The 19466-nt window shown below is 58.2% G+C and carries 18 protein-coding genes; 12 read left to right on the forward strand and 6 right to left on the reverse strand.

All coding sequences use genetic code 11. From position 1 onward, the window contains the following. The first annotated feature begins 35 nt into the window (after positions 1-35). The 7 genes from AAF463_RS07780 to AAF463_RS07810 all read left to right on the forward strand — a co-directional run bounded on the left by AAF463_RS07780 (position 36) and on the right by AAF463_RS07810 (position 7573). Positions 36-977, forward strand: a complete 942-nt coding sequence (locus tag AAF463_RS07780; RefSeq protein WP_101760789.1) for a D-ribose ABC transporter substrate-binding protein — start codon at positions 36-38, stop codon at positions 975-977. A 13-nt stretch (positions 978-990) separates the two neighbouring features. Then, positions 991-1602, forward strand: a complete 612-nt coding sequence (locus tag AAF463_RS07785) for a DUF2291 family protein (protein WP_350261814.1) — start codon at positions 991-993, stop codon at positions 1600-1602. Further along, complete coding sequence (locus tag AAF463_RS07790) at positions 1602-3116, forward strand: sugar ABC transporter ATP-binding protein (protein WP_110865954.1); 1515 nt, start codon at positions 1602-1604, stop codon at positions 3114-3116. The genes AAF463_RS07785 and AAF463_RS07790 overlap by 1 nt, the downstream gene beginning before the upstream one ends. A gap of 1 nt (position 3117) precedes the next feature. Next, on the forward strand, positions 3118-4224 hold the full coding sequence (locus tag AAF463_RS07795) for an ABC transporter permease (protein ID WP_101760787.1): 1107 nt from the start codon (positions 3118-3120) through the stop codon (positions 4222-4224). Positions 4225-4312: 88 nt separating this feature from the next. Then, positions 4313-5146 carry a transketolase gene (locus AAF463_RS07800; protein ID WP_101760786.1) on the forward strand — a complete coding sequence of 278 codons (834 nt, stop codon included), beginning with the start codon at positions 4313-4315 and terminating at the stop codon, positions 5144-5146. Continuing rightward, positions 5139-6083: a transketolase C-terminal domain-containing protein gene (locus AAF463_RS07805; protein WP_101760785.1), complete on the forward strand. Its 945-nt coding sequence runs from the start codon at positions 5139-5141 to the stop codon at positions 6081-6083. The genes AAF463_RS07800 and AAF463_RS07805 overlap by 8 nt, the downstream gene beginning before the upstream one ends. 2 nt (positions 6084-6085) lie before the next feature. Further along, positions 6086-7573, forward strand: coding sequence for an FGGY-family carbohydrate kinase (locus AAF463_RS07810; RefSeq protein WP_350261815.1), 1488 nt, complete (start codon positions 6086-6088; stop codon positions 7571-7573). A gap of 128 nt (positions 7574-7701) precedes the next feature. On the opposite strand, the gene AAF463_RS07815 is transcribed toward AAF463_RS07810, so the two are convergent. Beyond that, positions 7702-8436, reverse strand: a complete 735-nt coding sequence (locus AAF463_RS07815) for a flagellar brake protein (protein ID WP_101760783.1) — start codon at positions 8434-8436, stop codon at positions 7702-7704. A 186-nt stretch (positions 8437-8622) separates the two neighbouring features. Here AAF463_RS07815 and AAF463_RS07820 point away from each other — a divergent pair, with 186 nt between their 5' ends. Next, a complete protein-coding gene (locus AAF463_RS07820; protein WP_008102737.1) occupies positions 8623-8871 on the forward strand; it encodes a GlsB/YeaQ/YmgE family stress response membrane protein in 249 nt (82 codons plus the stop codon). 62 nt (positions 8872-8933) lie between these two features. Here AAF463_RS07820 and AAF463_RS07825 read toward each other — a convergent pair whose 3' ends face one another. Both AAF463_RS07825 and treA read right to left on the reverse strand, forming a co-directional pair. Then, positions 8934-11033 carry a TonB-dependent siderophore receptor gene (locus tag AAF463_RS07825; RefSeq protein ID WP_350261816.1) on the reverse strand — a complete coding sequence of 700 codons (2100 nt, stop codon included), beginning with the start codon at positions 11031-11033 and terminating at the stop codon, positions 8934-8936. A 262-nt stretch (positions 11034-11295) separates the two neighbouring features. Continuing rightward, the gene (treA, locus tag AAF463_RS07830) at positions 11296-12975 is read right to left on the reverse strand and encodes an alpha,alpha-trehalase TreA (protein ID WP_350261817.1); all 1680 of its coding nucleotides are present in this window, start codon (positions 12973-12975) and stop codon (positions 11296-11298) included. 207 nt (positions 12976-13182) lie between these two features. Between treA and ghrA the strand changes: the two genes are divergently transcribed. Genes ghrA through AAF463_RS07845 form a run of 3 tightly spaced genes read left to right on the forward strand, consistent with a single transcriptional unit; the run spans position 13183 to position 15471 of the window. Continuing rightward, the gene (gene ghrA, locus AAF463_RS07835; RefSeq protein ID WP_271459899.1) at positions 13183-14121 is read left to right on the forward strand and encodes a glyoxylate/hydroxypyruvate reductase GhrA; all 939 of its coding nucleotides are present in this window, start codon (positions 13183-13185) and stop codon (positions 14119-14121) included. Positions 14122-14145: 24 nt separating this feature from the next. Beyond that, positions 14146-14883, forward strand: a complete 738-nt coding sequence (locus AAF463_RS07840) for a phosphatase (RefSeq protein WP_350261818.1) — start codon at positions 14146-14148, stop codon at positions 14881-14883. Between the two features lie 27 nt (positions 14884-14910). Then, positions 14911-15471 carry a molecular chaperone gene (locus AAF463_RS07845; protein WP_192234231.1) on the forward strand — a complete coding sequence of 187 codons (561 nt, stop codon included), beginning with the start codon at positions 14911-14913 and terminating at the stop codon, positions 15469-15471. A 3-nt stretch (positions 15472-15474) separates the two neighbouring features. Here AAF463_RS07845 and AAF463_RS07850 read toward each other — a convergent pair whose 3' ends face one another. Both AAF463_RS07850 and AAF463_RS07855 read right to left on the reverse strand, forming a co-directional pair. Then, positions 15475-16836, reverse strand: coding sequence for a CoA transferase (locus AAF463_RS07850; protein ID WP_350261819.1), 1362 nt, complete (start codon positions 16834-16836; stop codon positions 15475-15477). 46 nt (positions 16837-16882) lie between these two features. Beyond that, positions 16883-17767 carry an EamA family transporter gene (locus AAF463_RS07855; RefSeq protein ID WP_217546898.1) on the reverse strand — a complete coding sequence of 295 codons (885 nt, stop codon included), beginning with the start codon at positions 17765-17767 and terminating at the stop codon, positions 16883-16885. Positions 17768-17957: 190 nt separating this feature from the next. Between AAF463_RS07855 and AAF463_RS07860 the strand changes: the two genes are divergently transcribed. Further along, a complete protein-coding gene (locus AAF463_RS07860; protein ID WP_350261820.1) occupies positions 17958-18683 on the forward strand; it encodes a glutamine amidotransferase in 726 nt (241 codons plus the stop codon). Here the strand turns inward: AAF463_RS07860 and AAF463_RS07865 are convergent. Then, entirely contained in the window at positions 18671-19234 is a 564-nt protein-coding gene (locus AAF463_RS07865; protein WP_137385593.1) for an rRNA adenine N-6-methyltransferase family protein, read from the reverse strand. The two genes, AAF463_RS07860 and AAF463_RS07865, sit on opposite strands and share 13 nt — an antisense overlap. Between the last annotated feature and the right edge of the window lie 232 nt (positions 19235-19466).

The following is a 19466-nucleotide window of genomic DNA, read 5'->3' on the forward strand; positions in this document are numbered from 1 at the left end:
TCGCAATTGAATATATATTCAATCGGAGATAACAAATGAAAGCCTCTGTCCTCAAAGTCTCTCTACTTGCTTCAATCATGATGATCTCGGCGGCGTCGCTGGCGGCGGATAAGGGGTTGCTGGCCATTATTACGCCATCGCATGACAACCCGTTCTTCAAAGCCGAAGCCGACGGCGCGCAGGAGAAAGCCAAAGCGCTCGGTTACACCACGCTGGTGGCCTCACACGATGATGACGTGAATAAGCAAAATCAGCTGATTGAAACCGCCATCGCGCGCAAAGCCAAAGCCATCATTCTTGATAACGCCGGTGCAGATGCCACCGTTGGCCCGGTGCAAAAAGCCAAAGATGCCGGCATTCCTACCTTCCTGATTGACCGCGAAATCAATAAAACCGGCATCGCCGTGGCGCAAATCGTCTCCAACAACTATCAGGGCGCACAGCTCGGCGCCGAGAAGTTCGCCAAACTGCTGAACGGCAAAGGGGATTATGTCGAGCTGCTGGGCAAAGAGTCAGATACCAATGCGGGTGTACGTTCGCAGGGATATCACGATGTGCTGGATGATTATCCCGATCTGAAGATGGTGGCGCAGCAGAGTGCCAACTGGAGCCAGACTGAAGCCTTCAGCCGCATGGAAACCATCCTGCAGAAGAACCCGAATATCGTTGGCGTGATCTCCGGTAACGACACCATGGCGCTCGGTGCGGAAGCGGCGCTGAAAGCGGCGGGCAAAACCAATGTGATCGTGGTCGGCTTCGACGGCAGCGATTACACCCGCGACTCCATCCTCAATAAAGGCAACATCAAAGCGACGGTGCTGCAGCCGGGCTGGGATCAGGCGCAGATGGCCGTCGAGCAAGTGGATTACTACCTGAAGAATGGCAAAGCGCAGAAAGAGGAGAAGCAGCTGATGGATTGCGTGCTGATTGACGACAGCAACGCCGCGAAGCTGAAAACCTTCAAGCTGGCGCCATAACATGGAGGCCGGCATGAAGGGGAAAGCGCTGAGCGGCACGCTGGTGGCGCTGCTGACGCTGATGTTAGCCGCCTGCACCGTGGTGGATCTCGATGCCAACGGCAAACCCATCATGCCGAAAGATCCTAACGCTAAACCGGGCTACAGCGATCAAACGCCGCAGCAGATTGCGGAGTCAAGCTGGGCCAGCCGCGTGCAGCAGCCAGCTGAGAAGCAGGCGCTGAGCTGGGCGGATATGGAAACCAAAAGCCACACCGTCAAAGCGGGCGGCAGCGAAAGCGTGTTTGTGCGCGCGGCAGGCACGGTAACGGCGTTTGATAACAGCAACGAGCGGGAACGCAGCCTCACCATGACCATCAACGGCAAGCCGGTGAAAGTGTTGATTGGTCCGGTGCTGCGCGGCAACGCGATTCGCGATGCAGCCGGTTTCCGCTTTGAAGAGTTTATTAATCAGGTGCAATACGCGCAGCTCACCAAAGCACTCAATCGCCACGCGGTGAAACAGCTGCCCGCAGTGGATGCCAGCTGGGTGGGCAAACCGGCGCAGGCGCTGCTGGCCGTCAGCATGGGCGCGGGCACAGTGGATGAGGTGGTTGCGGTGCAGCTGCAGCAGGGGAATCCATAATGAGCGACGAGATCATTCTGCAAGCTAATCAGATGTCGATGCTATTCCCTGGCACCTTAGCGCTGGATCGCGTGGATTACCGCGTGTGGCGCGGCAAAGTTAACGTCATCATCGGCGAAAACGGCGCGGGCAAATCGACGCTAATGAAGATTCTCGCCGGCGTGCAGCAGCCAACCAGCGGTGAGATGTTCCTCAATGGCAACAAAGTGGCGTTTCACAGCACGCGAGACGCCGCGCGTCACGGCATCGGCATGGTGCATCAGGAGCTCAACCTGTTTGAGAACCTCAGCGTAGCGGAGAACATTTTCCTTGGCCGGGAAATCCAAAGCGGCATTCGGCCCATCAATGAAGCCGAGCAGAAACGCCGCACCGCCGCGCTGATGCAGCGCCTCGATCAGCCAATTTCACCGGATGAGAAGGTTGGCAGCCTGAAGGTTGGCCAGCAGCAACTGGTGGAGATCGCCAAAGCGCTGGCGGAGGACGCCGACATTCTGATCCTCGACGAACCGACCTCGGCGCTGAGCAAAACTGAAGTGGAGATCCTGTTTCGGGTGATCCGCGAACTGACGCGTCAGGGCGTCTCCATCATCTATATCTCGCATCGGCTCGAGGAGCTGATGGCGATTGGTGATGTGATCACCATTCTGCGCGACGGGCGTTTTCAGGCCGAAGCGCAGGTCAGCGATATCGACGTGCCGTGGATCGTGCGCGAAATGCTGGGCAGTGAACCTGTCGGCACTTTCCTGCCGCCGGATCGCCAGTTCGGTGCGCCGGTGCTGGAAGCCGAACACATCACCTGCGTCAGCCCGAACGGCAACACGCTGGTGGATGATGTCAGTTTTCAGGTGCGTTCCGGAGAGATCGTCGGCATTTACGGGTTGATGGGCGCGGGGCGCACCGAACTGTTTGAGTGTTTGCTTGGCACGCAGCGTAACTATCTCGGCAAGCTGTGGCTCGACAGCAAACCGCTGCCGACGCGTCTGCCGACCGCTGAACGCATTCGTATGGGCATGAGTCTGGTGCCGGAGGATCGCAAACGCTCGGGCATTTTTCCCATCTCATCGGTGGCGAGTAATCTCACCATCGCCAGCCTGTGGCGGCGTCTGTCGCATCGCACCGTGATTTCAGAGCAGGCGGAACGCGAAGTGGTGACCAGCACCGTCGGCAATCTGGCAATCAAAATCTCCTCGCCGGATGTCGCCATTAGCGCACTGAGCGGCGGCAATCAGCAAAAGGTGGTGATTGGCCGATCGCTGCTGACCAATCCGCGCTTGCTGCTGCTGGATGAACCGAGCCGTGGTATCGACGTCGGTGCCAAAGGCGAAGTGTTCCGCATGATGGTGAAGCTGTCGGAGCAGGGCATTGCGGTGGTGTTCTCCACCTCGGATTTGAAAGAGATCATGGCCGTAGCCGATCGCATCATTGTGATGTCCGGCGGCAAATTGACTGCTGACCTGCCGCGCGCTGAAGCGGAAGAGGCGGCGCTGGTTAAAGCAAGCGCACAAGGGTTCTGATATGAAAAACAATGGCGCGCTCGCGCTCGCATCGCCTGTCAAAGCATTCAACTCACGCGAAAGCCTGATTTTGCTGCTGCTCAAACTGCGCACCTTTATTGCGCTGTTTCTGATTGTCGGCTTCTTCGCTATCACGGTGCCCGATTTCCTCGCGGTGGGCAGCATGGTGATCATGGTGAAACACATCGCCATTAACGCCTTCCTCGCGCTCGGCATCACGTTTGTCATTATCACGGCGGGCATCGATCTCTCCATCGGCGCCACGCTCGGCCTGTGCGGCATGATCGCCGGCTGGCTGATTACCAAAGGCATTGTGTTGCCGATGTTTGGCATCGCTATCTTTCCCAGCGTGTGGCTAATCGTGCCGATTGTATTGCTGATTGGCGGCCTGATTGGTGCGGTCAATGGCTGGATCATTACCCGCTATAACGTGGCTCCGTTCATCTGCACGCTCGGCACCATGTACATCCTGCGCGGCACGGCGATGCTCACCTCGGGCGGCGAAACCTTCCCCGGTTTGCAGGGCAATGAAATGCTGGGGAATACCGGATTCGACAAGATTGGCGCTGGCTATTTCCTTGGTTTGCCGTGGGCCATCTGGATGATGGTGCTGCTGGCGCTGGTGATTGCCTACGTGGCGCGCCGCCTGCCGTTTGGCCGTCAGGTTTACGCGATTGGCGATAACGAACGCGCCGCTGAACTCTCGGGCGTGAAAGTGAAGTCGGTGAAAATCTGGGTCTATGCCATCTCCGGTTTTTGCGCGGCAATTGCTGGCATCGTGGTCTCGTCGCAGCTGGTGGCCAGCCATCCGGCGAACGGAACCTCCTTTGAAATGAACGCGATTGCCGCAGTGGTGCTGGGCGGTACCTCGCTGGCGGGTGGACGCGGCACCATTCTTGGCACGCTGATTGGTGCCTTTGTGATCGGCTTCCTCGCCGACGGTTTGATCATGATGGGTGTGAGCGAGTTCTGGCAAATGGTGATCAAAGGCATCGTGATTATCGTGGCGGTGATCATCGACCAAATGCAGAGCCGCATGCAGCAGAAAGCGGCGGTGGTGGCGCAGAAAGCGCTGATTGAGGAGGGCGGTAGCCCGGCAAAAAGTTAATCGGTTGGGTGCAGGCGCTGATTGTCTGCACCTTTTTTTCTTTATCACGAATAAATATTCATCCATGCTTTAAAATTCAGAGGTGTCTATGAATCCTTTCAAATACACGGTAGCGGATCTGGCAGCGAAAGCGCGCGCCGTGCGCCGCCGCATCATCCAGCTTAATGCGGGCAGCCCGGCGGGCGGTCACACCGGTGCCGATCTCTCACAGGTTGAGATCCTTACCGCGCTCTATTTCCGCATCCTGAACTGCGCGCCAGATCGCACCAACGATCCGCAGCGCGACATCTATATCCAGTCGAAAGGCCATGCGGTGGGCGGTTATTACTGCGTGCTGGCAGAAGCCGGTTATTTCCCCACCGAATGGCTGCCGACTTATCAGCATTCCGATTCGCATCTGCCGGGCCATCCGGTGCGTCAAAAAACGCCGGGCGTTGAGCTGAACACCGGCGCGCTTGGTCACGGTTTACCGGTGGCGGTCGGCATTGCGCTGGCGGCGAAGAAAGATAACAGCGACCGACGCATTTTTGTCGTCACCGGTGACGGTGAGCTGGCTGAAGGCAGCAACTGGGAAGCGGCGCTGGTGGCGGCGCATTACGGCCTCGATAACCTGGTGATCATCAATGACAAGAACAAGCTGCAGCTGGCGGGGCATACGCGCGACATCATGAATACCGATCCGCTGCCGGAAAAATGGCGCGCCTTTGGTCTGGATGTGAGCGAGTGCAACGGCAATGACATGGCGGCGGTGGTGGACGCCATCGAAAACCTGCCGCGCAACAGCGGCAAGCCACAGGTGATTGTGGCGCATACCGAAAAAGGCTTCGGCATCTCCTTTATTCAGGGCAAACCGGAGTGGCATCACCGTGTGCCGAAAGGGGAAGAGATTGCGTTGGCACTGGAGGAATTAAAAGATGAGTAATGCAAAACATTTGGCGACGGTAATGGTTGAGGCATTTATTGATGCGGTTAATCGCGGTGTCGATTTAGTGCCGGTGGTGGCCGATTCCACCTCAACCGCGAAAATTGCGCCCTTTATCAAAGCATTCCCCGATCGCCTGATCAACGTGGGTATCGCGGAGCAAACGCTGGTGGGCACCGCCGCCGGTCTGGCAATTGGCGGCAAAGTGGCCGTGACCTGCAACGCCGCGCCGTTCCTGGTTTCCCGCGCCAATGAGCAGGTTAAAGTCGACGTCTGCTACAACAACACCAACGTTAAACTGTTTGGCCTGAATGCCGGTGCCAGCTACGGCCCGCTGGCCAGCACCCATCACAGCATCGACGACATTGCGGTGATGCGCGGCTTCGGCAACATCGAAATCTATGCGCCATCCTGCCCGCTGGAGTGCCGCCAGATTATTGAGTATGCGCTGGCGCATGTCGGGCCGGTGTATATCCGTCTGGACGGTAAGGATCTGCCGCAGCTGCACGATGAAAACTATCAATTCCGTCCTGGCCAAATCGACGTGTTACGTGAAGGTCATGACATTGTGCTGGTGGCGATGGGCTCGACGGTTCACGAGGTGGTTCACGCCGCCGAGCAACTGCATGAGCAAGGCATTACAGCAGGTGTGATCAGCATTCCATCGATTCGACCTTGTGATACCCAACAGCTGCGCGAGCTGTTAAATCACTATCCAGCGGTCATTACCGTGGAAGAACACAACGTCAACGGCGGCGTCGGCAGCCTGGTGGCGGAAGTGCTGGCGGAAGGCGGCTGTGGCATCCCGCTGCTGCGTTTGGGCATCCCCGACGGCGAATACGCGATTGCTGGCGATCGCGCCTCCACCCGTGCCCGACATGGCATTGATGCCGCCAGCGTGGTGAAGAGTGCAGCGCGCATCTGTGCAGGAGCGTAAAGATGGCAGGTTCGTTGATACTGGCAATTGATGAAGGCACCACCAACGCGAAAGCGATTGCGGTCGATCGTGCCGGCAATGTGGTGGCACGCGGCAGTCAGTCGCTGACGCTGGAACATCCGCAGCCGGGTCTGGCGGAGCAGGATCCGCTGGCGATATGGCAGGCGGTGAAACAGGCGGTGAGCGCTTGTCTGGCGCAGTGTGCGGGGGCGCAGGTTGCGGCGGTGGCGATCAGTAACCAGCGCGAATCGGTGCTGATCTGGCAGCGACATAACGGTCAGCCGCTGACGCCGTTGGTCAGCTGGCAGGATCGCCGCTCGGAGGCGTTTTGCCGCGATCTCCGCGTGGCGGGTAAAGCACCACGTATCACCGGACTCACCGGGTTGGCGGTGGATCCGATGTTTCCGGCCGGCAAACTTACCGGCATGCTTACTGCGTTGCCGAATGGATTCGCGCGCGCGCAGGCCGGTGAACTCTGTATCGGCACCGTGGATAGCTGGCTGAACTGGCAACTGAGCGGCGGCAAAATCTTCGTCACCGATCATGCCAATGCGGCACGCACCCAACTCTACAACCTGCACAGCGGCGACTGGGATGATGAATTGCTGGCGCTGTTCCATATTCCCCGCGCGGCGCTGCCGCAGATTGTGCCCTCGGCCAGCGCGCAAGGCGTGGTGACACGCAACGATATTCCCGGTTTAGCGCCCGGCACGCCGATTTTGTCACGCATCGGCGATTCGCACGCTGCGCTGCAAGCGCAGCGCAACGGCAGCGAAGAGGTGGTGAAAGCCACTTACGGCACCGGTTCATCACTGATGATGTCGATGGCGACGCCGTTGCTGACGGAAAATGGCCTCAGCACCACGGTGGCGTGGCACGACGGCACGCTGCGCTATGCCTTTGAAGGCAACATTACCCACACCGGTTCCGGCGCGGCGTGGCTGGGCCGCATGCTTGGCATTCATGATCCGCGAGAACTCACTGCGCTGGCGCAGCGCAGCGAACACAATCAGGGCATCTATTTTGTGCCGGCGCTTTCCGGTCTTGGCGCGCCCTGGTGGGATTTGAAAGCGCGCGGCATGGTATGTGGCTTGACCGATGCGGCGACGCCGGAGGTGCTGGCGCGCGTGGCGCTGGAGTCGATCACTTTCCAGATCGCCGATGTGTTTTTTGCCATGGAGCAGGCCAGTGGCGTGCAACTTCCTGCGCTGTGCGTGGATGGCAGCGCCACGGAAAATAGCTGGTTGATGCAGATGCAGGCCGATGTATTGCAGCGGCCACTGAAACGCGTACCGACGGCAGAAGTGTCTGCGCTGGGCTCCGCGCTATTAGCGGGCCGCACCTTAGGCTGGTGGCAGCAGGGCAGTGAGATGCAGGCGTTACAGGGCGGTAGCGTGATCACGCCGCGTGAGGATCAGGCGAAAAGCATGCAAGAGAATTATCACGGCTGGCTGGATGCGGTGGCGCGTTGCCGTTATCAGCCGCATTGATTATCGTTATATAAATCGCGCACGCTTCGTAGCGGCGCGATTTATCGCGCTTTTTAGACGTGTATCTCATGCCACATAGCGCAATAAATTGCGCCGCTACGATGTTGTACGGTGATAAACGTCCAGCGCTACTGGAAACGGTTGGCTTTATCACGCGCCAGACGTTCCAGCGCAAAAATCACCTGCTGTAGCTGGCGTTCCTGAATCGGTTCGATGGCGGTAAAGCGGAAGCTGAGGCGCGGTGTGGCGCGGGTTTCATTCTTGCTGGTCACTACGGTGCGTTCACCAATGTGCAGCAGCTGTGCAGTCACCTCAAAGTGACCATACTCAGCTAAATCCACGCGCAGGTTTTTAAAGGTATCGCCGCGATTGAGCCCTTCCGGTAGCGCTTCGTCCAGCAGCACGCCGACGCCGCCCAGTGACAGATCCTGCAGGCGGAAACGCGCGGTACGCCCATCAGGCCACTGGCTGTGGCAATAAAAAACCGGTTCCAGCGGCGCATTGACGCGAAAGAATTCACGACGTTGAATCTGCCACACCAGTTCCGGCAGCGACGCAGCAAAAGCGGGTAAGCCTTCGAATTCAACCCGCTGTAAACCGGTTAAGCCAAATTCAACTTTGGCACCGTGCGTTTCGGCGGCAATATTCACTTCGCCACCTTGCAGCGCTAAATCGTTATCCAGCGCGTTGCTGCCGAGGTCAAAGATCACCTGATCTTCATCGGCTGACAGCAAGCGACTGATAAACTGACCGCGCGAAAAATTCACCATCAACGGGGTTTGAAAACGCAACAGGTCCTTCATCACGCCCAAAACCGCTAACGTGCCTCGCTTGAGGTATTGTTCTTTATCGGCTTCTCCCACGTCCTGCTCCACTTATCCGATTGTTATTTTCACGACTGACAATGCTGTTCGTCAGTTATCGGCGTCGCTGCGCTAACCTTTAGTCAGCTAACGGCTATTTACGGCGGCAAGTTGGGATGCAGATCATAAAATCCCGTCTATACTAGAGGCGGTGAACACATTGATTAATAACGTAAGGAGCAGTACATGGGTATTCTTTCATGGATTATTTTTGGTCTGATTGCCGGGATTATCGCTAAGTGGATTATGCCGGGTAAAGATGGCGGCGGCTTTATCATCACCGTGGTTCTGGGTGTGGTGGGTGCGGTTGTCGGTGGCTGGATCAGTACCCTGTTTGGTTTCGGTAAAGTTGACGGTTTCAACTTTGGCAGCTTCGTGGTGGCAGTGATTGGTGCCATTGTGGTGCTGTGGATCTACCGTAAAGTGCGAAGTTAATCGCGCCAGTATTTGATGAAATCCGCCATCCCGCAAAGGGTGGCGGATTTTTTTATGCCTGATTAAAAGTCGTAGCCCACCGTGGCCATGACCGTGCGCTCGGCACCGCGATAGCAGTAACCGGTGCCGTAACAGGCGGCCAGATACGTCTTATCGGTCAGGTTGTTGGCATTCACCTGCAGCCAGGCGCCTTTCAGCTGTGAGTTCCATGCGCCAAGATCGGCGCGAACCGACGCATCAAACAGCGTTACCGATGGCAGACGCGTGGTGTTCTCGTTATCCGCCCACTGTTTACCGATATAGCGCACACCCGCACCGGCGCTCAAGCCGTAGTCAAACTGATAATGTCCCCACAACGATGCCATGCTGTTCGGCGTCACATACGGCGTATGGCCATCGTTACCGTCCACCGAATCTTTGAAGCGCAGGTGATTCAGCGTGTAGCCGGCGATGGTGCTAAAACGCGACGTCAGCTGATTACGCGCCTCAAGTTCAATGCCCTGTGAATGCACTTTGCCCGACGGCGTGTAAGTGCCGTCCAGCACGTTACGGTTGGCGACATCGTCCTGGGTCAAATCGTACACCGCGATTGAGTACATATCGCGCGTGCCCAGCGGCTGATATTTCACGCCCGCTTCATACTGCTCTGACGTAGTCGGTTTTAGCTGATTGCCGAAAGGATCGGTTAACGAAGCCGGCGTTATTGCCTGGCTCCAGCTGACATAAGGCGAGATGCCGTTCTCGAAGGCATATAACAGCGCAGCGCGGCCGCTGATGTGATCGTCCTGACGACGGCTGGTGCCGTTTTCCGACACGATGCGATCGTAGCGTCCCGACAAATCCAGATGCCAGCGATCGAGCTGCAACTCATCCTGCAGATATAAACCGGTTTGATAGTAGCGGCGCGTCTGCGATGTCCAGTCGAAGTCCGGCATGGTGCCCACTTCTTCGCCGTTCCACGCATTCAGCGCGCTGGCAGCACCGCTGGCTTTGGTGATGTCGTTTTTATAGCGATGGTATTCCGCGCCCAGCGTCACGCGATGCTGAACCGCGCCGGTAGCGAAATCAGCCTGCAAGCGGTTGTCGTTGGCCCACGCGCTCAGCGATGAACGCTCACCGGAGTAGTAGCGGTTCAGCAGGTCTGGATTCGTTGCGTTCCAGCCAATCTGATAAACCTGATCGAGCTCGGTATTGGAGTGGCTGTAGCTGCCGGTGGAGTACACCGACCACACATCGTTGAAGCGATGCGAGAAGTCATAGCTGTAAATCTGTTCGCGACGTTTGAACTGATCGAGCGCAGTGTCACCTTCATAGAAACTGTCACTCAATTTGCGGCCATTATGGCTGTAGAGCGTGCCTTCCGCCGGTACCGAGCCGTGATAGCCGCCGGACGGATCTTTCTGCAGGTAGGCGCGCAGCACTAAGTTGGTATCTTCACTTGGCTGCCACATCAGCTGTGGCGAAATCGCATATTTCTCTTCGCGGGTGTGATCGTATTGGGTATCGCTGTTGCGCGTAATGCCGGTTAAGCGAAATGCCCACTGATCGTTGATGGCGTTGGTGTAATCAAAGGCGGCGTTATTGGTGGCGTTGGTGCCGGTCGCCAGGCGGAAGTGGCCCTCTTCAGCAAACTGCGGGCGCTTGCTCACCATATTCACCAATCCGCCCGGCACCGTTTGGCCGTAGAGCGCGGAGGAGGGACCTTTAATCACATCGATGCGGTCGAGGAACCAGTTATCCACCTGCAGGATGTTGAAGCTGCCGCCGTCACTCATCACGCGCAGGCCATCGAGGAAGGTGTTATCGACATCGCCGCCGTGGAAACCACGCAGCGCGATGGTGTCATAACGCGTGGCCGCGCCGCCAAAGTTGGTGAAGACGCCCGGCGTGTAACCGAGCGCCTGATTGAGATCCTGCGCGCCCTGATCTTCCATCTGCTGACGCGTGACTACCGAGATCGACTGCGGGGTAGTAATCAGCGGCTGATCGCTTTTGCTGGCACCGCTGCTGCGCGTGGCGAGATAGCCCTGCGTCGGCGAGGTGGCGCTCTCTTGCGGTTGCGCTGTCACGACAATCGACTCTTCAGCGAAGCTTGCCGCGGGTAAAGCCAGCGCAAGCGCGCACAGTACGCGGCCACGTTTAAGGGTAAACAACGAGGTCATGAGAGGTTCCTGTTATTTTAATGGGAATAGCTATCGATATCAGATTGAGAATTATTATCTTTTGTCGCGGATGTTTCAAGATGTGAGTTTGTTGCTAGAGGAATGTGAGGAAAATGCACAGATGACAGGCACGAGCCGTAGCGGCGCGATTTATCGCGCATTGCACTGGCGAAACCTTACCCAGGTTCGGGTCGCGCAATAAATTGCGCCGCTACAGTAATGTGCGGTTGCCGGGCTTATTCGCCCGGCAGAATAGAGGTAATTACTTCGCGCTACTTAAAACCGGCATATTCGGGATATCGCCAGCGTTATTACAGGTTTTGTCTTTCGGGCAGTACTTATCCAGCAGCTTCAGCGTCACGCCATTGGTCCAGCCGAAGCCGTCCTGCAGCGGATATTCACCGCCGCCACCGCCGCCCAGCTGTGCGCCTTCAACCACGTATTTCTCGACCAGCTTATGTTCCTTGTCGTAGGTCGCCTGCACGTTCTGCAGGAAGCGCTGACCAATCTGCTGCGCCAGTTTCGGCTGCTTGTAATGCTCCAGACCTTCTACCGCCACCCATTGCAGCGGCGCCCAACCGTTTGGCGCATCCCATTGCTGGCCGTTATTCACCGTGGTGGTCACCAGTCCGCCGGGTTTCAGCAGCTGTTTTTCAACTGCGGAAGCGGTGCGTTCAGCTTGCTTATCGCTCGCGAGCTGCATATAGAGCGGGAATAGCGTCGCAGCGGTCAGCTGTGAATGCACCTGCTTCTTCTGGAAATCGTAATCGGCGTACCAGCCTTTTTTCTCATCCCACAGGTAGCGATTGATCGCCGCCTGACGTTTCTCAGCATCCGCCGCGAACTGTTTGGCTTTGTCATCCTGCTTATCCAGTTTGGCGGCTTTAGACAATGTCTGTTCGAGGTGGAAAATCAGGCTGTTAAGATCAACCGGTGCCAGCTGCGTGGTACGGATGGACGCCAGATTGTGCGCATCGGTGAACCAGCGCGAACTGAAATCCCAGCCCGAAGCCGCGCCCGCACGTAAGTCGCGATAGACCTGCTGCTTATTGCGCTCCGGCGCTTTATTCGCGGTGTTGACGTCATCCAGCCAGGATTCGGTACGCGGCGCATCGCGATCGTCCCAGTAACGGTTAAGCAACGTGCCGTCGCTGAGTTTGATCACGCGTTTGCTGGCCTGGCCGGCCGCCACTTTGTCGCTGTCCGCCATCCAGTAATCGTACTCTTTCTGCAGCTGCGGCAGGTATTGGCGATAGACGTCGTCGCCTTTGTGCGTTGCCAGCAGGTCAACCATCAAGCTGAAGAACGGCGGCTGCGAGCGGCTGAGATAGTAGCTGCGGTTGCCGTTGGGAATATGGCCATATTTGTCCAGCTCGGTGGCGAAGTTATCCACCATATCCTGTACGCGATCCCAGTGTCCGCTCTCCGCCAGGCCAAGCATGGTGAAGTAGCTGTCCCAGTAATACACTTCGCGGAAGCGTCCGCCAGGCACCACGTAAGGTTTGGGCAGCGGCAGCAGCGAATCGTACTGACTGGCACTTTGCGCGGTACGCGTCAGCACCGGCCATAAACCGTTGATGTGCTCACGCAGGCTTTGCCCGGCGGGCGGCACATATTTGTCACCCTCTTTTGGCAGCGTGAAGTTGCTGTCGACAAAATGCTTGAGATCGAAGTTGCGCTGGTTTTTTTGCATCTGCCAGTCGGCCAGAATCGACGAGGGATTGGATTTCGGCACCGCATCGGCGAAGGTTTTCTGATCCGGATAAAATTTAGCCTGCTGTACCGCATTGAACAACGGTCCCAGGCGCACATCCGGTGGCTGCGGTTGGTTGCTGAGCATGCGGTTTTGATCGTCGGCGTGTGCGGCGCTGGCACCGGCCAGCAACGCGGCGCTAAGTAAAAAGGTCAGACGCGCGGGCGTGAATACGGCATTTTTTATCATCGGTTTTTCTCCTTGTCCGAAAAGGTGGTGTGCTAACGCATTGACCACCCGAACAACTTTAGTCGTAATCGCGCCGCTTAGCCTCGCACAGCGGTGGAAATGTGAAGCGCCCGGAATTAATCACGTGAGAAATTGCCTCAAGGCTAAGGTTTTTGCTTGCCCTGTACGGCTATTTGCCTGAGGCTGAAGCAAAAAAAGGAGAGTCGTATGGAGATAATCTGGTATCACCCGTCGCTGGCGCCGCAAGGCTGGCTGGAGGGTTTGCGTCAGCGTTTACCGGAGGCGCGCGTGCGTGACTGGCAGCCGGGCGACAACGCGCCGGCCGATTATGCGGTGGTGCGTTCTCCGCCGGTCGAGATGCTGGCGGGGCGTCAGCTGAAAGGCGTATTTGCCATGGGCGCGGGCGTCGACGAAATCCTCAAACAGCTGCGTGACAATCCACAGATGCTGGCCGACACTGTGCCGTTATTCCGCCTGGAAGATACCGGCATGGCGCGCCAGATGCAGGAGTACGCCAACTGGTGCGTGCTGGGCTGGTTCCGCCGTTTCGCCGACTATCGTGAACTGCAGCAGCAGGCTTGCTGGCAGGAGCTGGACGGTTTCGATCGCGAAAACTTCACCATTGGCGTGCTCGGCGCGGGCGTATTAGGCCGTAGCGTGCTGGAGAGTTTGCGTCAGTGGGGCTTTCCGTTACGCAGCTGGAGCCGTTCGCCGAAGCAGATCGACGGTGTGCAAAGCTTCCATGGCCGCGAACAGCTCAATGCTTTCCTGGCGGGCACGCAGGTGCTAATCGATCTGCTGCCGACCACGCAGGAAACCACCAACCTGATTGATAGCCAGCTGCTTAACGCATTGCCGCACGGCGCCTGCTTCATCAACCTTGCGCGCGGTGCGCATGTGGTAGAAGCCGATCTGCTGGCGGCGCTCAACAGCGGTCAGCTGGCCGCCGCCGCGCTGGATGTGTTCCAGCGCGAGCCGCTGCCGCAGGATCATCCGTTGTGGTCTCATCCGCATGTCACAATCACGCCACATACTGCGGCGATTACCTTGCCAGGCGAGGCGATGGATTACATTGCGGATGCCATACTTGCTCTGGAGCAAGGTCAACAGCCGGGTGGTTTGGTCGATCGCCAGCGCGGTTATTAATTCCCATTGGGTCAGGAGATGAAGATGTATCCCGTTGATTTACATATGCACACCGTTGCCAGCACGCACGCTTATAGCACGCTGCATGATTATGTGGCGCAGGCGAAACAGAACGGCCTGAAGCTGTTCGCGATTACCGATCACGGCCCGGATATGGCCGATGCGCCGCACTATTGGCACTTCGTCAACATGCGCATTTGGCCGCGCGTGATTGATGGCGTTGGCGTGCTGCGCGGTATCGAAGCCAACATCAAAAATCAGCAGGGCGAGATCGATTGCAGCGGCCCGATGCTGGATGCGCTGGATCTGATTGTCGCGGGCTTCCACGAACCGGTTTATGCGCCGCGTGATAAAGCACATCACACTGAAGCGATGATTGCGGCGATGGCGGGCGGTTTGGTGCATATCATTTCGCATCCGGGCAACCCGAAGTTCCCGATAGATATTCGCGCAATTGCCGAAGCCGCCGCGCATTACGATGTGGCGCTGGAGATCAACAACTCCTCCTTTACCCATTCGCGTCCGGGCAGCGAACCGAACTGTCGCGCCATTGCCGAAGCGGTGCGTGATGCTGGTGGACGTCTGGCGTTTGGCTCCGATTCGCATACCGCGTTTACGCTGGGCAATTTCGAACACTGCCTGCGCATCACCAGCGAAGTGGATTTTCCCGAAGATCGCGTGTTAAATGTCACGCCGCGTCGCCTGCTCGACTTTCTCGCGTTGCGCACCGGCAAAACGATTCCCGAATTTGCTGATTTTTAACTTTTTTACCTCAAGGAATTCTGTTGCATGAATGAGTTTTCCATACTCTGCCGCGTCATCGGCTCGCTGTTTAATCGCCAGCCGCAGGATCCGCTGCTGGTGCCGCTGTTCACTCTGCTGCGTGAAGGTAAACTGCAACAGCAGTGGCCGCTGGAGCAGGACGAACTGTTGACGCGCCTGCAGCAGAATAGCGATCCGCAGGCGCTGGCCGCTGACTACAATGCGCTGTTTGTCGGCAGCGAGTGCAGCGTGCCGCCGTACGCATCACAGTGGCCAAACGGTGTTGCTGAAGCAGACGTGCGTGCGTTTCTCAGCGCGCGCGGCATGCCGCTGAGCGAAGCGCCTGCCGATCACTTTGGCGTGCTGCTGCTGGCGGCATCCTGGCTGGAAGATCAGTCGGCAGAGGATGAATCTGCCGCGCAGCTGGCGCTGTTTGATGAGTATCTGCTGCCGTGGTGCGGCGCGTTCCTCGGCAAAGTGGAAGCGCATGCCACCACGGCATTTTACCGCACGCTGGCGGTGCTGAGCCGTGAGGCTATGCAGGCGATGTACGACGAACTGAACGAAGAGCAGGGCGACGAGGCGTAATCGTTACCAGCTTGCTGCGCTGCTGCCGAGCTTCACGCCTGGCGTTGCGCAGATCATTGGCGTGCCGGGCAAATACGCTGCGGCGCGCAATCTCTCTGCAATTCCCCACTGATTGATCTCTATCGCGCTCAGCGCGTCATCATGCTGCGCGTGTATACCGTTTTGCGCATTCTGCGGCGCGTTACCGAACTGCTGCAACAGCCGCGCGGTGCGTGCCAGCGATAAGCGCGCCTGCCAGCCAACGCCGTTGGTCAAGCGCTGACGCAAACCTTCCAGCACCGCCGCGGCCATCAGATAACCGGTGGCGTGATCGAGCGCCTGCACCGGCAGCGGCGTCGGTTGATTATTGCCGCTCCAGCGCATGCCTTGTTCGGCGATGCCGCAGCCCATCTGTACCAGACTGTCAAAGCCGCGCCGGTTGCGCCACGGCCCGCTCCAGCCCCACGCATTGAGGCTGACATCCACCAGGCCCGGCGCGAGTCGGCGGCGCGTATCGGCATCCAGCCCGAGTTTTTCCAGCGCATCAGCACGATAACCGTGTACCAGCACATCGCTGTGCTGCAACAGCTGGCGCAGCTGCTCGCGCCCGGCGCGGGATTTGATATCAAGCCGCGCACAACGTTTGCCGCAGGTGATCTCCTCTTCCAGCGTGGGTTCGTGCCAGTCGGGCGGATCGATGCGCAGCACCTGCGCGCCGAGGCTGGCGAGAAAACGTGTCGCCACCGGTCCGGCAATGATGCGTGTGAGATCCAGTACGCGCACGCCGAGCAGCGGCCGCGCGGGCGACTGTGACCAGGCGGGCGGCGGGGCGGCGTCGGTGGCCTGTTGGGCAATCAGCGCTTCCTGCTGCACGGCGCTGCCTTGCGGATGCTGCAGCCATTGCGCTTCGCTGCGCATCTGCGCGGCGCAGCCGCCGGCATCAATCACCGCCTGTTCCAGCGTGGCGGCGGGCCAGCGGGCCACCGCATCGGCCAGCGCGGCACGATCGGCATGCTGGCCGAGCACGCGCTCCATCGCCGCACGATGATGTGCCGCGTTGGTGTGCAGGCGGATCCAGCCGTCGGCGCTGGCGTAATCACCGGCGAATTCATCCCACAGCGCAGCAGGCGGTCGATTGAGCGGGATCAGGCTGTGCTGAAACCAGCGCGAGGCGAGACGGACATTAACGCTGACCGGCGCGGATTGGCCGAGCAGATCGCTTAGCGCCTGGCTGGCGAGGCCGATGCTGGTGGCCGCTAATTCGCTGACGGCAAAGGCAGAGGAAAAAGTGTCGGGCTGGAGAAAAGTCGGCGAGGGAAGCGGGTCTGCGCCTCGCAATCCCTGCCACATTTGCTGCCACAGTGCGGCAGCACGTTGAGAATCCATGTTGAGTCTCCGGAAAACGCGCGAGACTCAAGCATAGCAGAGCGGATTAACGGCGGCGTAAGCGCGGAAAACGCGCATGCATCCGCAGGTTACGCAGGTTGATCACCGCAATCGCGGTGCCCAGCACCACCAGTGACGCACCGAGGATCTTGAAGCTGTTCATGCTGTCACCCAAGACGAAAACGCCCATCAACACCGCCAGCACCGGCGTCAGCAGCGAATAGGGCATGATCAGGTTGACGTTGTATTTCTTCAGCAGCGCGTACCACAGCGTATAGGCGACAATCGACGAGGCGAGCGCGCTATACAGAATGCCAAACCAGCCGCGCCAGCCGGCGTGGCTCAGCGCGTAAAACTGATGGGATTCGGTCAGCCACGAAGCAGCACCGACAATCGGCACCGCAAGGAAGGAGATCCAGCCGGTGAGCGTCAGCGGTTGTATCGGCGGCGATTTTTTCACAATCATATTGCTGATCGCCCAGCCAAACGCGCTGCACAACAGAATACACAGCACCCACCAGGCCGGAATGGTCGGACTGCCCGACAGCACCGCCACGCCGCTCAGCGAAATGGCGATACCAAACAGCTGCACCAGCCGCAATTTCTCCTTGAGAATCACCATCGCCAGCAGCATGGCAATCGGCGTACCGAGCTGAACCACGATGGCGCCGGTGCCGGCATCGGTGTAGCGCATGCCGACAAACAGCAGCGAGAAGTGCATAAAACCGAAGGTGAACGCCAGCGTCAGCAGCCACGGCAGTTGCGCGCGCGTAATGCGGCAGAATGGCACCAGCACAATCGCTACCACCACAAAGCGCATCCAGGTGAGAAACAGCGGCGGAAGTTCCAGTAATCCCCACTTCACCGCCACGTTGTTGAAAGCCCAGATGGAAACCACCATCAGAACCATAAAAAAATGCCGCACTGCCACGAGGTCTTCCTTCACGCTGTACAAAGATGATCACCGGCTAATGATGGCATGAAGGCGCGCACTTCGGGCATGTCGGGCGAAATTTTTTTCGCTTAAGCATTAGCTTATGCAGGAAAAAAATAAGACATGTCGCTGATTTACTGTCAAAGTGGATGTCCGAAAGGCGACCATAACGAGGACCGTATTCGGCATGACACACACCCGCGCTTTACCTCTTGCTCTGATTCAACTCGAAGTCCCGCCGCCGCAGGTTGTGGCGCAAATTGGTGAACAACCCCGCTGGTTTATCGACGCGCTGCAACTGCAGCCCGATGACTATGTGATTGTGCGTCCGCATCTGGGCGATGATTTACCGGCCTTTGACTGCGTCAGTGGCGCGATCCTCAGCGGTTCCTGGGCGATGGTCACCGATCACGCTGACTGGAGCGAACGCACCGCCGCCTGGATTCGTGGCGCGCTGGAGGCGGAGCTGCCGCTGCTGGGCGTCTGTTACGGGCATCAACTGATGGCGTATGCGCTGGGTGGCAAAGTGGGCGATAACCCGCAGGGCTGGGAGCTTGGACTGAAACCGCTGACGCGCAATGCGCAGGCGCACAACGATCCCTGGCTGGCCGATCTACCGGGCGAGTTTCAGGCGTGGTTGTCACATCGGCAATCGGTGTTAACGCCGCCGCAGCATGCGCAGGTGCTGGCGAGCTCGGCGCAGGATGGTTGTCAGATTTTGCGTTATTCGCCGCAGGCGCTGTCGGTGCAGTTCCATCCGGAATTTACCCGCGAGATTATGCGCGCCTGTTTACCGGCGGGCGTCAGTGACGATGGCACGGTTCTTTCAGGCGAAGATTGGTCGCGCGAACTGTTGCGCAGTTTCTGGCTACAAACGCGGCCGCAGCCGCGCGCGCAGGCTCAGGGCGCGTAGTTGCGCGTGCAGCGATAAACCCACGCGGGTGGCATATTTTTCAGCACCCGCTGGCGTTCCCAGGTGAAGTAACGTGACAAATTTGGCTGGGTGAACGAGGTGTATTGAAACTGCACGAATACGCCGCGTGGACCCAGCGCATCATGCACCGCACTGAGGATGTTATCGCGCGTGGCGGGCGGTAATGACAGCAGCGGCAGGCCAGAAAAAATCACATCATATTCCCCGGCGAGATATTCCGCCGAACAGGCGCGTACCTGCATGCGCGCATCAGGCAATCCACGCAGGCTTTTCACCAGTTCCGGGCAGATTTCGAACACATCAAGCTGTGCTTGCGGTGACATGCGCGCCAGCACGTGGCGCGTGAGCACGCCATCACCGGCGCCCAGTTCGGCGATACGCAGGCTGTTATCCCAGTTCACCGCATCGCACATGGTGCGGCAGAGCGCGGCTGAAGAGGGCGTGATGCTGCCCATTTTGCGCGGGTTGCGGATAAATTGCTGAACAAAGTTCGCTTTGGCACGCATTAACGTCAGGGCTGAAGCCAACATCTGTTTCTCCTAGTTAGTATCCTGCTTCATATTGACCACATATTTCGCCCATGTTCCGCTTTTTGCGGCATAAGCGGGAAAACTCGGAATTATCTGTAGCGGCCTACGCTCGCCACATTTCCTTCGGTGCGGTCACAGTTTCCCCTTTTACGATCTGACAGGCTGGCGTGGATCGCCCAATGTTAATAACAGGTTTCATAGTTGTTAATCGCCACTCTGTCCCGCAAGGAGA

It is taken from the genome of Pantoea sp. BJ2 (genome assembly GCF_040255075.1).
In the GTDB taxonomy this organism is placed as follows: Bacteria; Pseudomonadota; Gammaproteobacteria; order Enterobacterales; family Enterobacteriaceae; genus Pantoea; species Pantoea leporis.

Bases quoted from the DNA above. Each gene is read 5' to 3' on its own strand.
- AAF463_RS07780 (WP_101760789.1), top strand. From the start codon at position 36: ATGAAAGCCTCTGTCCTCAAAGTCTCTCTACTTGCTTCAATCATGATG.
- AAF463_RS07785 (WP_350261814.1), top strand. From the start codon at position 991: ATGAAGGGGAAAGCGCTGAGCGGCACGCTGGTGGCGCTGCTGACGCTG.
- AAF463_RS07790 (WP_110865954.1), top strand. From the start codon at position 1,602: ATGAGCGACGAGATCATTCTGCAAGCTAATCAGATGTCGATGCTATTC.
- AAF463_RS07795 (WP_101760787.1), top strand. From the start codon at position 3,118: ATGAAAAACAATGGCGCGCTCGCGCTCGCATCGCCTGTCAAAGCATTC.
- AAF463_RS07800 (WP_101760786.1), top strand. From the start codon at position 4,313: ATGAATCCTTTCAAATACACGGTAGCGGATCTGGCAGCGAAAGCGCGC.
- AAF463_RS07805 (WP_101760785.1), top strand. From the start codon at position 5,139: ATGAGTAATGCAAAACATTTGGCGACGGTAATGGTTGAGGCATTTATT.
- AAF463_RS07810 (WP_350261815.1), top strand. From the start codon at position 6,086: ATGGCAGGTTCGTTGATACTGGCAATTGATGAAGGCACCACCAACGCG.
- AAF463_RS07820 (WP_008102737.1), top strand. From the start codon at position 8,623: ATGGGTATTCTTTCATGGATTATTTTTGGTCTGATTGCCGGGATTATC.
- AAF463_RS07825 (WP_350261816.1), bottom strand. From the start codon at position 11,033: ATGACCTCGTTGTTTACCCTTAAACGTGGCCGCGTACTGTGCGCGCTT.
- treA (WP_350261817.1), bottom strand. From the start codon at position 12,975: ATGATAAAAAATGCCGTATTCACGCCCGCGCGTCTGACCTTTTTACTT.
- ghrA (WP_271459899.1), top strand. From the start codon at position 13,183: ATGGAGATAATCTGGTATCACCCGTCGCTGGCGCCGCAAGGCTGGCTG.
- AAF463_RS07840 (WP_350261818.1), top strand. From the start codon at position 14,146: ATGTATCCCGTTGATTTACATATGCACACCGTTGCCAGCACGCACGCT.
- AAF463_RS07845 (WP_192234231.1), top strand. From the start codon at position 14,911: ATGAATGAGTTTTCCATACTCTGCCGCGTCATCGGCTCGCTGTTTAAT.
- AAF463_RS07850 (WP_350261819.1), bottom strand. From the start codon at position 16,836: ATGGATTCTCAACGTGCTGCCGCACTGTGGCAGCAAATGTGGCAGGGA.
- AAF463_RS07860 (WP_350261820.1), top strand. From the start codon at position 17,958: ATGACACACACCCGCGCTTTACCTCTTGCTCTGATTCAACTCGAAGTC.
- AAF463_RS07865 (WP_137385593.1), bottom strand. From the start codon at position 19,234: ATGTTGGCTTCAGCCCTGACGTTAATGCGTGCCAAAGCGAACTTTGTT.